We start from the raw sequence: 12,402 nt of genomic DNA, 5'->3' as shown, positions 1-12,402 counted from the left end.
CCCAACTGCTTGATGAAGGTTTGCCCACAAGAATTTAGCAGACCTTTGGCTGATGGCCAGAAATGACTGGGGCCCCTTCGCGTTCCATTCGCAGCACAAGGCTGCTCCTACAGGGGTTACGCGATGCCCGTAGGAGCAGCCTTGTGCTGCGAATGGGCGGCGAAGCGGCCCCCTTCAATCAGCCAGGCAAACGATCAACCCTTGGCCGAAACCTTGGGCTTTTTCAGCAAATGCGAGAACACCGCATGCAGGTCGTCCGAGGCGCTCTCCTCGTCCAGGTTCAGCTTGCTGTCGATGTGGTCCATGTGGTGCATCATCAGGTTCACTGCCAGGTCGGCATCGCGCGCCTCGATGGCGTCGATCAGCTGCATGTGCTCGTCATACGAGCAGTGCGAGCGGTTGCCGCTTTCGTACTGGGCAATGATCAGCGAAGTCTGCGACACCAGGCTGCGCTGGAAGCTGACCAGCGGTGCATTGCCCGCCGCTTCGGCCAGCTTGAGGTGGAACTCGCCGGAAAGCCGGATGCCAGCACCCCGGTCACCCCGGGAGAAGCTGTCGCGCTCCTCACGCACCATCTGCCGCAGCTCGTTCAACTGCTCGAGGGTGGCGTGCTGCACGGCCAGTTCGGTAATGGCACGTTCGACCATGCGCCGCGAGAAAAACACCTGGCGCGCCTCTTCTACCGTCGGGCTGGCCACCACCGCACCGCGGTTCGGCCGCAGCAGCACCACGCTCTCGTGGGCCAGGCGCGACAGCGCGCGGCGGATGATGGTGCGGCTGACGCCAAAGATTTCGCCCAGTGCTTCCTCGCTCAACTTGGTGCCTGGTGCCAGGCGCTGCTCGAGGATCGCCTCGAAGATGTGCGCGTAGACGATGTCGTCCTGGGTACCACTGCGGCCGGCCTTGCCGACACGCGCAGGTTTCTTCAGAGGTTGCAGCTGTTCGTTCATGGGCTCTCGAGGCACGAAGAGAAAGTATGGCGCCATTGTACACAGGCTGAGGCGATTCCGCAGGGGGCGTTTTACCTATATAGCCGTTGTACGACGCATTGCGCACACAAAAGATAAAACATTATTTGCATTCTTTGTACACAAAAGCATAATCCACCGAGCAACTTCTTGACCCATGAGTCAACAAACAGGTCGGACGTCTGCCTTCCCTCTTGGGGCTACCAAGTGCATCGCTCAGGAACTGGCCCCTACAACAACAAGAAAGACTTGAGGAGTACTCGCTGTGGAAAGCCGCAAATCCGAAGCCCCTGCGCTGGATCTCGCCCCACCGCTCGAAACGAGCTGGCTGGAGCGGATTTTCAAACTCAAGCAACACGGCAGTACCGTCAAAACCGAGATGATCGCCGGGGTGACCACCTTCATCACCATGGCCTACATCATTTTCGTCAATCCCAACATCATGGCCGACGCCGGCATCGACCATGGTGCAGCCTTCGTCGCCACCTGCATCGCCGCCGCGCTGGGTTGCCTGCTGATGGGCCTGTACGCCAACTGGCCTGTGGGCCTGGCGCCGGGCATGGGGCTCAACGCCTTCTTCACCTACACCGTGGTCGGCACCATGGGCTACAACTGGGAAACGGCACTGGGGGCGGTGTTCGTCTCAGGCGTGCTGTTCATGTTCCTGACCTTGTCGAAAGTGCGCGAATGGCTGCTGAACAGCATCCCGGTCAGCCTGCGCCATGCCATGGGGGCCGGCGTCGGATTGTTCCTCGGGCTGATCGGCCTGAAGACCGCCGGCATCATCGTCGACAGCCCGGCCACGCTGATCAAGCTGGGTTCGCTGCATGAGCCAGGGCCGCTGCTGGCAGCCGTGTGCTTCCTGTTGATCGCCATCCTCAGCTACAAGCGGGTGTTCGGTGCGATCCTGATCAGCATCATTGGCGTAACCGTGGCTGGCTGGGGCCTGGGCCTGGTCAAGTTTGGCGGGGTGATGTCGATGCCGCCCAGCCTGGCACCCACCTGGATGGCCATGGACGTGGCTGGCGTGTTCAACGTCAGCATGATCAGCGTGGTGCTGGCGTTCCTCTTCGTGCACATGTTCGACACCGCAGGCACGCTGATGGGCGTGGCGCAGCGGGCCAATCTGGTGGCGCCGGACGGGCGTATCGAGAACCTCTCGCGGGCGTTGAAGGCCGACAGTGCTTCGAGCGTGTTCGGTGCGGTGGTCGGCGTACCGCCGGTGACCAGCTATGTGGAGAGCGCTGCGGGGGTCGCTGCCGGTGGTCGTACTGGTCTGACGGCGGTGGTGGTCGGCCTGTTGTTCGTCGCCGCGATGTTCTTCGCCCCGCTGGCCGGGATGATTCCGGCGTACGCGACGGCGGGTGCGCTGATCTATGTGGCCATGCTGATGATGGGCAGCATGGCGCACATTCATTGGGACGAAGCCACCGACAGCATTCCGGCGATCGTCACGGTGATCATGATGCCGCTGACGTTCTCTGTAGCGGACGGTATTGCGCTGGGCTTCATCAGCTATGTGGCGCTGAAGGCCGGTACCGGCAAATACAAGGAAATCTCGGCCAGCTTGTGGGTGTTGTGCGCGATCTTCATAGCCAAGTTCGTGTTTCTCTGACCCCTCATTGCACCAGTCAAGGGCGCCTCGGCGCCCTTTCTCTATTGCTTTAGCCTGTGCCTGCCTCTTCGCGGTGAACCCGCTCCTGGGGTTAGGTGATAGATGTTTGTGTGCGGCGGTGCGGCGATCCGATTACCCGCAAAGAGGCCAGATCAGACAATGCAAAAACAGCAGACGAAAAAAAGCCCGCCAGTGTGAGAGCGGGCCAAAGGACCTACGAAGATTCTTCTAGCGACCAACTAGCTTCCACGATAGGTCGAATAGCTGTACGGCGAAATCAGCAGCGGCACGTGGTAGTGCTCTTGCTGTTCATCGATACCAAAGCGCAGCACCACAACGTCCAGGAACGCCTGGGCCGGCAGCTGCACGCCGCGGGCGCGGTAGTAATCACCAGCGCTGAACTGCAACTGGTAGACACCGCTGCGATAGTCGTCACCCTGCAGCAGCGGCGCGTCGACGCGGCCATCGCTGTTGGTCAGGGCGGTGTTCACCAGCTCCAGCTGCTGGCCTTCGACGCGGTACAGCTCGACCTTGATCGAGCTGCCGGGGCAGCCATGCGCGGCATCCAGTACGTGTGTGGTCAAACGTCCCATTGCTTGTCGCCTCTTGTTCAATCTGTGGGCAAAAAATACACGGCCATCACCACGCCAAAGGGCCTGCGATGTGCGGGAATGACGCTATTAAGACATTCCGATGCAAAATTGTACACAATTTTTTGGGCCCTTCTTGCGCTCCTCCCCGATCATGCCCATAAACGACCCATCGGTCGCAAATACACGCTGCGTGCCGACGTCAACATCATTAGCTGACCGATCAGGCAGGTTTCTTGCACTGTATTTCCAGAGCGCTGCGAAGCGACAAAAGGGAAGAAATGCGGAAAAACAGGCTTACAAAAGATTTCAGAAGTTGTATACAATCAGCCCATCCGGTGGTGCGACATACCGACGCGGCCCGCCCACCACCCGCACTAACGCACAAGAAGGAAGACTGCAGTGAGCGCTGACTACCCTCGCGACCTGATCGGTTACGGCAACAACCCTCCTCACCCGCACTGGCCGGGCAACGCTCGCATCGCGCTGTCTTTCGTTCTCAACTACGAAGAAGGTGGCGAACGCAACATCTTGCACGGTGACAAGGAATCCGAAGCCTTCCTGTCCGAGATGGTTGCCGCCCAGCCGCTGCAGGGTGCGCGCAACATGAGCATGGAGTCGCTGTACGAGTATGGCAGCCGTGCCGGTGTGTGGCGCCTGCTGAAGCTGTTCAAGGACAGCGGCGTGCCGCTGACCGTGTTCGCCGTGGCCATGGCCGCCCAGCGCCACCCCGACGTGATCCGTGCCATGGCCGAAGCCGGCCACGAAATCTGCAGCCACGGCTACCGCTGGATCGACTACCAGAACATGGACGAGGCCCAGGAGCGCGAGCACATGCTCGAAGCCATCCGCATCCTCACCGAAATCAGCGGCAAGCGCCCGGTGGGTTGGTACACCGGCCGCACCGGCCCGAACACCCGCCGCCTGGTGATGGAAGAAGGTGGTTTCCTGTACGACAGCGACACCTATGACGACGACCTGCCCTACTGGGAGCCGAACAACCCCACCGGCAAGCCGCACCTGGTGATCCCCTACACCCTCGACACCAACGACATGCGCTTCACCCAGGTACAGGGTTTCAACTGCGGCGAACAGTTCTTCCAGTACCTGAAAGACGCGTTCGATGTGCTGTACGCCGAAGGCGCCGAAGCACCGAAAATGCTCTCCATCGGCCTGCACTGCCGCCTGGTGGGCCGCCCGGCGCGCCTGGCCGCGCTGAAGCGTTTCATCGACTACGCCAAAAGCCATGACCAGGTCTGGTTCGCCCGTCGTGAGGACATCGCCCGCCACTGGCACGCCACCCACCCGTACAAGAAAGAGACCGCCTGATGACCGCTTTCAAAACCCTCAAGCCTTCCACCCTGGGCCGTGACGCCTTCGTCGAGGCGTTCGCCGACATCTACGAGCACTCGCCGTGGGTTGCCGAAAAAGCCTATGACCTGGGGCAACTGGCTGAACTGGACGAGATCGAGGCGCTGCACCAGCGCATGAGCGACATCCTGCTCAGCGCCAACCACTCCGACCAGCTGGCGCTGATCAACGCTCACCCGGACCTGGCCGGCAAGGCCGCCGTCCAGGGCGAGTTGACCGAATCGAGCACCAATGAGCAAGCCGGCGCCGGTATCCACCAGTGCACCGCCGAAGAGTTCGCCCGTTTCACCGAGCTGAACGATGCCTACAAGGCCAAGTTCCAGTTCCCGTTCATCATGGCGGTGAAGGGCAGCAACCGGCACCAGATCCTGGCCGCCTTCGAAAAACGCATCCACAACGATGCCGATGCCGAATTCAAGGAAGCCCTGGCGCAGATCAACCTGATCGCCCTGTTCCGCCTGCTGCAGTTGTAAGCGACAGCCGAACCTTTTTCAGTACAACGAACATATAAGAGAGACCCGCATGCGCACCCTGATGATCGAGCCCCTGACCAAAGAAGCCTTTGCCCAGTTCGGAGACGTGATCGAAACCGACGGCAGCGACCACTTCATGATCAACAACGGCTCGACCATGCGCTTTCACAAGCTCGCCACGGTCGAAACCGCCGAGCCTGAAGACAAGGCGATCATCAGCATCTTCCGCGCCGACGCGCTGGACATGCCGCTGACCGTGCGCATGCTGGAACGCCATCCGCTGGGCAGCCAGGCTTTCATTCCGCTGCTCGGCAACCCCTTTCTGATCGTGGTCGCGCCAGTTGGCGATGCACCTGTATCAGGTTTGGTCCGCGCCTTCCGCAGTAATGGCAGGCAGGGCATCAATTACCATCGCGGCGTCTGGCACCACCCGGTGCTGACGATCGAAAAGCGGGATGACTTCCTGGTGGTTGATCGCAGTGGTTCTGGCAACAACTGCGATGAGCATTACTTCACCGAGGAACAAATGCTGGTCCTCAATCCCCACCAATAAGAGAAGGTCGGTCATCCGGGTTTCGACCTGAACGGTGACTGGCAGAGGTACATACTGTGGAAGCACACCTTCACGAATGGCTGAACCTGAGCATTCGCTGGGTTCACATGATCACCGGTGTCGCCTGGATCGGTGCATCGTTCTACTTCGTCTGGCTGGAGAACCACCTGAACCGAAGCAACCCGCGCGATGGGTTGTCGGGTGATCTCTGGGCGATTCACGGCGGTGGTATCTACCACCTGGAGAAATACAAGCTCGCACCCCCGAAAATGCCCGAGAACCTGCACTGGTTCAAATGGGAAGCCTACTTCACCTGGATGTCCGGTATCGCCCTGCTGTGCGTGGTGTTCTACTGGAACCCGGCGCTGTACCTGCTGGCCCCTGGCAGCACCCTGAGCGGCGCCGAAGGTGTGGCCATCGGTATCGGCTCGCTGGTCGCCGGCTGGTTCATCTACGACTTCCTGTGCGACTCGCCTCTGGGCAAGAAGCCAGCGCTGCTCGGCGGTGTCCTGTTCGTGCTGATCATTGCTGCATGCTGGGGCTTCAGCCTGGTGTTCAGCGGCCGTGGTGCGTACCTGCACACCGGCGCGATCATCGGCACCATCATGGTCGGCAACGTGTTCCGCATCATCATGCCGGCCCAGCGCCAGCTGGTGGCGGCGATCGAGAACAACCAGACACCTGACCCGGTACTGCCGGCCAAGGGCCTGCTGCGCTCGCGTCACAACAACTACTTCACCCTGCCGGTGCTGTTCATCATGATCAGCAACCATTTCCCGAGCACCTACGGTAGCCAGTACAACTGGCTGATCCTGGCTGGCATTGCAGTGGCCGCGGTACTGATCCGCCACTACTTCAACACCCGCCATGACAGCAACAAGTACGCCTGGACCCTGCCCGTCGGCGCCCTGGCAATGATCTGCCTGGCCTATGTCACCGGCCCGAAACCGATGGCCGTAAGCCCGGAGCAAGCCGCAGCGAAGATCGAGTACCAGCCGCTGCCGGCGACCGCCGTAGGTGGCAAGACCGCTGCCGAGCAGCGCGCCGAGGACGCCGCCAAGGCTGCCGAAGCACCCGCCGCTGAAGCCCAGGCTCCTGCCCAGGCCACGGCGCAGGTTGGCGGTGACGCTTTCGACAAGATCCACAATGTCATCCAGGAACGCTGCACCGTGTGCCACTCGTCCAAGCCGACCAGCCCACTGTTCAGCGCGGCCCCTGCCGGCGTGATGTTCGACACCCCGCAGCAGATCCAGGCCCAGGCCGCGCGCATTCAGGCGCAAGCGGTCGCCAGCCAGATCATGCCGCTGGGCAACATCACCCAGATGACCACCGAAGAGCGCAAGCTGGTCGGTGACTGGATCGCCAAAGGCGCCCCGGTGAACTGATACACAACTCTCGGGATCTCGCCGCTCCTGTGGGAGCGGGTTCACCCGCGAAGAGGCCGGTATTGCCGGCCTCGGTTTCAAGCCATACGCAACAAGCTAGCATCGAGCGTTCAGACTCAAGCGGGAATTCCAGGCTCTCTTCACCGGGAGCCTGCCGCTTGGGCCTGCCGCTTGGATCCGAGAATAAAAACAAAACTCGAGGTGCTGCATGTCCGAGTCACGCAAGGCGTACATCCCTGTTGCGCCGCCGCGAGAACCTCTGCCCTTGTTCCAACTGATACTGGTTGGCCTGCAACACGTCCTGCTGATGTACGGTGGCGCAATCGCTGTGCCGTTGATCATCGGTCAGGCCGCCGGTTTGTCCCGTGAAGAAGTCGCTTTCCTGATCAACGCCGACCTGCTGGTCGCTGGCGTCGCCACCATCATCCAGTCATTCGGTATCGGCCCGGTGGGCATCCGCATGCCGGTGATGATGGGTGCCAGTTTTGCTGCCGTCGGCAGCATGGTGGCCATGGCCGGCATGCCGGGCGTAGGCCTGCAGGGGATTTTCGGTGCAACCATCGCCGCCGGTTTCTTCGGCATGCTGATCGCGCCGTTCATGTCCAAGGTCGTACGCTTCTTCCCGCCACTGGTCACCGGCACGGTGATCACCTCGATTGGCTTGTCACTGTTCCCGGTGGCAGTCAACTGGGCCGGTGGCGGCCATGAAGCGGAAGCCTTCGGTTCGCCAATCTACCTGATGGTAGCCGGCCTGGTGCTGGCGGTAATCCTGCTGATAAACCGCTTCATGCGTGGCTTCTGGGTCAACGTGTCGGTGCTGGTGGGCATGGGCCTGGGCTACATCCTGGCCGGTTCCATCGGCATGGTCGATCTGTCCGGCCTGAGCGACGCACCGTGGGTGCAAGTGGTAACCCCACTTCACTTCGGCATGCCGACCTTCAGCCTGGCGCCGATCCTGTCCATGTGCCTGGTGGTGGTGATCATCTTCGTCGAGTCCACCGGCATGTTCCTGGCCCTGGGCAAGGTGACCGATCGCGAAGTTACCCCAGGCATGCTGCGTCGCGGCCTGCTGTGCGATGCCGGTGCATCGTTTATCGCCGGGTTCTTCAACACCTTCACCCACTCCTCGTTCGCCCAGAACATCGGCCTGGTGCAGATGACCGGGGTGCGCTGCCGGTTTGTCACGATCGTCGCCGGTGCACTGCTGATCGTGCTGAGCCTGCTGCCCAAGGCGGCCTTCCTGATTGCCTCGATCCCGCCTGCCGTACTGGGCGGCGCCTCCATTGCCATGTTCGGCATGGTCACCGCCACCGGGATCAAGATTCTGCAGGAAGCGGACATCGGCGACCGCCGCAACCAGTTGCTGGTTGCCGTGAGTGTCGGCTTCGGGCTGATCCCCGTGGTGCGTCCGGAGTTCTTTGCGCAGATGCCGCAGTGGATGGAACCCATCACCCACAGCGGTATTGCCATGGCCACGGTCAGTGCCCTGGTGTTGAACGTGTTGTTCAACATCCTCGGTGGCGCCGATCGCGCTGTGCACAACGACGCCTGTCACCAGCACTGAGTCGCAGGGCGGCGCAACGCCGCCCTTTCTCCCCTTTGCATTGATCGCAACACCGTCGGCCCGCCGGAATGGGCCGCCCGGGGCGCCTGCGCGCCAAAAAAATCCAACAAAAACAATAAGTCCGGGAACCACAACATGAAACGCATCGCATCAAGTCTCTTGCTGGGCAGCAGCCTGCTGGCCACCCTCCCCGCTCACGCTGGCGAATGGCTGCAGTGGCACGGCGAAAGCCTGACCTACCTGTACGGCAAGGATTTCAAGGTCAACCCGAGCATCCAGCAGACGGTGACCTTCGAGCACGCCAACAAATGGAAGTACGGCGACACCTTCATGTTCGTCGACAAGATTTTCTACAACGGCAAGCCCGACCCGGGCAAAGGCGTGACCACCTACTACGGCGAGTTCAGCCCGCGCCTGTCGTTCGGCAAGATCTTCGACCAGAAGCTTGCCTTCGGCCCGATCAAGGACGTGTTGCTGGCCATGACCTACGAGCGTGGCGAGGGCGATAACGAGGCCTACCTGATCGGCCCAGGCTTCGACCTGGACATCCCCGGTTTCAACTACTTCACCCTCAACTTCTACGTGCGCAACACCGAGGGCAGCCGCCCCGGTGACAATGTCTGGCAGATCACCCCCGGTTGGTCGTACACCATCCCCGTGGGCAGGTCAGACATTCTGATCGACGGCTACCTGGACTGGGTCACCGACAACGACCAGACCCGCCGCGGCACCTATCACGCCAACCTGCACATCAACCCGCAGGTCAAATACGACCTGGGCAAGGCGCTGAACCTGGGCGCCAAACAGCTTTATGTCGGCTTTGAATACAGCTACTGGAAGGACAAATACGGCATCGACAGCCGCGGTAACCTGGACAGTAACCAGAGCGTCGCCAGTGCCCTTGTCAAGGTACACTTCTAGAAAGTTGACCAAACGCACAAGTTTGTATCACCCCGCTCCAGGACGGAGCACTTGAGGCCCGGCGCGCAAGCCAGTAATCTGCGCGCCCCCTCGATCAGGGCAGAACGGATTCTGCCTGCGTTTACTGACCGCTCAGTCAATGAATACGGGCGGTTGGCCAACGTGTTGCCAGCCTGAAAGACCCTTTTCATCCGTTCAGAACGAAGTCGAGCAGGAAGGTTTTGCCAACCCGGAAAAGTTGGCCCAACCCTTGCCAAACAGCTGTGGCCTATCGAAAAAAGCTGACCCGAAAGACAAGAACAGCGCCACCACCGAGCGCTGACAACAGATCAACCAAGGGAGCGACACTCGCGATGCGTACCATCAATAGCCTGATCCTCGCCGGCGGCCTGCTGGCCTGCGGCGCCACCCAAGCCGACGACCTGCTGCAGTGGCAGAACAACAGCCTGACCTACCTGTGGGGCAAGAATTTCAAGGTCAACCCGGCGATCCAGCAGACGGTCACCTTCGAGCACGCTGACGGCTGGAAATACGGCGACAACTTCATCTTTGTCGACAAGATCTTCTACCAGGGGCAGAAAGACGCAGGTAACGGCCCGAACACCTACTACGGCGAGATCAGCCCGCGCCTGTCGTTCAACAAGATCTTCGACCAGAAGCTGGAATTCGGCCCGGTCAAGGACGTGCTGCTGGCGATGACCTACGAGTTTGGCGAGGGTGACACCGAAAGCTACCTGATCGGCCCCGGCTTCGACCTGGCCATCCCCGGCTTCGACTACTTCCAGCTGAACTTCTACAACCGCACCACCGATGGCAGCCGCGCCGGCGACAACGTGTGGCAGATCACCCCGGTATGGTCGTACACCATCCCGGTCGGCGATTCCGACGTGCTGATCGATGGCTTCATGGACTGGGTGGTGGACAATGACGAGAACCGCCGCGGCACCTACCAGGCCAACTTGCACTTCAACCCGCAGATCAAGTATGACCTGGGCAAGGCGTTGCACCTGGGCGAGAAACAGCTGTACGTGGGTGTGGAGTACGATTACTGGAAGAACAAGTACGGCATTAAGGACAGCGATGCCTTTACCACTGACCAGAACACCATGAGCTTCCTGGTCAAGGTGCACTTCTGACCTGATTGCGGGGGTCGCTTTGCGGCCCATTCGCGGGTAAACCCGCTCCCACAAGTTCCGCGCCGGGCTCAATGCAGGCGCTGCACCTGTGGGAGCGGGTTTACCCGCGAACCGGGGCAACGCCCCGGCCATGCGCACTAGCTGGCCGGCCGCACCAGCCGCCAAAGCTTGCTGGCCACCGCCACCACTGCCAGCACCACGGCACCGGCCACCACCCCGGCCACGCCGTTGAGCAGCGCCCCGGTCAGCGCCGCGCCGCGCCCTTCGCTGAATGCCTCGATGGCGTGATGCAAAGGCGCGATGCCATGCACCAGAATCCCGCCGCCTACCAGGAACATGGCCGCGGTGCCGATCACCGACAGGCTCTTCATCATGTATGGCGCCGCCCGCAGGATGCCGTTGCCGAGCCCCTGCGCCAGGCGCGATGCCTTGGTAGTCATCCACAACCCAAGGTCATCCAGCTTGACGATGCCGCCGACCAGCCCGTAAACGCCAATGGTCATGACAATGGCGATGCCCGACAGCACGATGATCTGCTGGGGCAGCGGCGAGTCGGCGACGATGCCCAGGGTAATGGCGATGATTTCCGCCGACAGGATGAAATCAGTGCGCACCGCGCCTTTGATCTTGGCCTTCTCGAAGGCCACCAGGTCAACACTGGCATCCGCCACCGCCTCCTTGCGTGCCTCGTGTTGCGCCGCGTCATCCTCCTTGCTGTGCAAGAACTTGTGGGCCAGCTTCTCGAAGCCTTCAAAGCACAGGTACGCCCCGCCCAGCATCAGCAACGGCGTCACCGCCCAGGGGATGAAGGCACTGATCAGCAGCGCCGCCGGCACCAGGATGGCCTTGTTCACCAGCGAGCCCTTGGCCACCGCCCATACCACCGGCAGTTCGCGGTCGGCACGCACTCCGGTGACCTGCTGGGCATTGAGCGCCAGGTCGTCGCCCAATACACCTGCGGTCTTTTTTGCCGCGACCTTGGTCATCAGCGAAACGTCGTCCAGCAAGGTGGCGATGTCGTCGATCAGTACCAGTAGACTGCTTCCTGCCATGTTGAGCTGTTTCCAAATGTGTGAATGAGCGGGAGTCTAGCCCAAAGCCGCTGCCTTGAGCGCCCGTCGAGCCCGGTGCTACCATGCCCGATCCCTCTTAGAGGTGGCCAGACACGAGGAAGATCCCTGACCATGAGCACCATTCGCGAGCGCAACAAGGAACTGATCCTGCGCGCGGCCAGCGAGGAATTCGCCGACAAGGGCTTCGCCGCCACCAAGACCAGCGATATCGCGGCCAAGGCCGGCCTGCCCAAGCCGAACGTGTATTACTACTTCAAGTCCAAGGACAACCTCTACCGCGAGGTCCTGGAGAGCATCATCGCGCCGATCATGCAGGCATCCACGCCGTTCAATGCCGACGGCGATCCGAAAGAAGTGCTGAGTGCGTACATTCGCTCGAAGATTCGCATTTCGCGGGACCTGCCCCATGCGTCCAAAGTGTTTGCCAGCGAAATCATGCATGGCGCGCCGCACCTGTCGCCGAACCAGGTGGAACAGCTGAACGAACAGGCCCGTCACAATATCGAGTGCATCCAGCGCTGGATCGACCGCGGGCAGATCGCCCACGTCGATGCCCACCACCTGATGTTCAGCATCTGGGCAGCGACGCAGACGTACGCGGATTTCGACTGGCAGATTTCGGCAGTGACCGGCAAGGCCAAGCTGGCTGACAGTGATTATGATGCGGCGGCCGAGACCATCATTCGCATGGTGCTCAAGGGTTGTGAGCCAGAGGTGGCCTGACAGGACCAGAGGGGCTGCTTTGCAGCCCAT

At 61.1% G+C, this 12,402-nt stretch carries 12 protein-coding genes; 9 read left to right on the top strand and 3 right to left on the bottom strand.

From position 1 onward, the window contains the following. Window positions 1–194 precede the first annotated feature (194 nt). Window positions 195–950 carry a GntR family transcriptional regulator gene (locus AC5O5I_RS07680; protein WP_172220413.1) on the bottom strand — a complete coding sequence of 252 codons (756 nt, stop codon included), beginning with the start codon at window positions 948–950 and terminating at the stop codon, window positions 195–197. 283 nt (window positions 951–1,233) lie between these two features. On the opposite strand from AC5O5I_RS07680, the gene AC5O5I_RS07675 reads away from it, so the two are divergent. Then, window positions 1,234–2,583, top strand: coding sequence for an NCS2 family permease (locus tag AC5O5I_RS07675; RefSeq protein WP_172220416.1), 1,350 nt, complete (start codon window positions 1,234–1,236; stop codon window positions 2,581–2,583). A gap of 239 nt (window positions 2,584–2,822) precedes the next feature. Here AC5O5I_RS07675 and uraH read toward each other — a convergent pair whose 3' ends face one another. Next, complete coding sequence (gene uraH / locus AC5O5I_RS07670) at window positions 2,823–3,176, bottom strand: hydroxyisourate hydrolase (RefSeq protein WP_016711727.1); 354 nt, start codon at window positions 3,174–3,176, stop codon at window positions 2,823–2,825. Between the two features lie 399 nt (window positions 3,177–3,575). Here uraH and puuE point away from each other — a divergent pair, with 399 nt between their 5' ends. From puuE to AC5O5I_RS07635, 7 genes are all read left to right on the top strand, one after another. Further along, a complete protein-coding gene (gene puuE / locus AC5O5I_RS07665) occupies window positions 3,576–4,502 on the top strand; it encodes an allantoinase PuuE (protein WP_172220419.1) in 927 nt (308 codons plus the stop codon). Further along, a complete protein-coding gene (gene uraD, locus AC5O5I_RS07660; protein ID WP_172220422.1) occupies window positions 4,502–5,017 on the top strand; it encodes a 2-oxo-4-hydroxy-4-carboxy-5-ureidoimidazoline decarboxylase in 516 nt (171 codons plus the stop codon). Before puuE ends, uraD begins: the two co-directional genes overlap by 1 nt. Window positions 5,018–5,066: 49 nt before the next feature. Next, window positions 5,067–5,570, top strand: a complete 504-nt coding sequence (locus tag AC5O5I_RS07655) for an ureidoglycolate lyase (protein WP_172220425.1) — start codon at window positions 5,067–5,069, stop codon at window positions 5,568–5,570. Window positions 5,571–5,626: 56 nt separating this feature from the next. Then, a complete protein-coding gene (locus AC5O5I_RS07650) occupies window positions 5,627–6,955 on the top strand; it encodes a urate hydroxylase PuuD (RefSeq protein WP_172220428.1) in 1,329 nt (442 codons plus the stop codon). Between the two features lie 208 nt (window positions 6,956–7,163). Next, entirely contained in the window at window positions 7,164–8,519 is a 1,356-nt protein-coding gene (locus AC5O5I_RS07645; protein WP_172220431.1) for a nucleobase:cation symporter-2 family protein, read from the top strand. 135 nt (window positions 8,520–8,654) lie between these two features. Next, window positions 8,655–9,440, top strand: a complete 786-nt coding sequence (locus AC5O5I_RS07640) for an outer membrane protein OmpK (RefSeq protein ID WP_172220434.1) — start codon at window positions 8,655–8,657, stop codon at window positions 9,438–9,440. A gap of 353 nt (window positions 9,441–9,793) precedes the next feature. Then, window positions 9,794–10,576, top strand: coding sequence for an outer membrane protein OmpK (locus AC5O5I_RS07635; protein WP_172220437.1), 783 nt, complete (start codon window positions 9,794–9,796; stop codon window positions 10,574–10,576). A 137-nt stretch (window positions 10,577–10,713) separates the two neighbouring features. Here AC5O5I_RS07635 and AC5O5I_RS07630 read toward each other — a convergent pair whose 3' ends face one another. Further along, window positions 10,714–11,628, bottom strand: a complete 915-nt coding sequence (locus AC5O5I_RS07630) for a DUF808 domain-containing protein (protein WP_172220440.1) — start codon at window positions 11,626–11,628, stop codon at window positions 10,714–10,716. Between the two features lie 132 nt (window positions 11,629–11,760). Here AC5O5I_RS07630 and AC5O5I_RS07625 point away from each other — a divergent pair, with 132 nt between their 5' ends. After that, entirely contained in the window at window positions 11,761–12,372 is a 612-nt protein-coding gene (locus tag AC5O5I_RS07625) for a TetR/AcrR family transcriptional regulator (protein ID WP_014590197.1), read from the top strand. Window positions 12,373–12,402 lie beyond the last annotated feature (30 nt).

This window comes from Pseudomonas sp. 9_2_1 (genome assembly GCF_059295275.1).
Note: the sequence above shows the minus strand (reverse complement) of the source record. Positions and strands in the feature narration are given on the sequence as shown.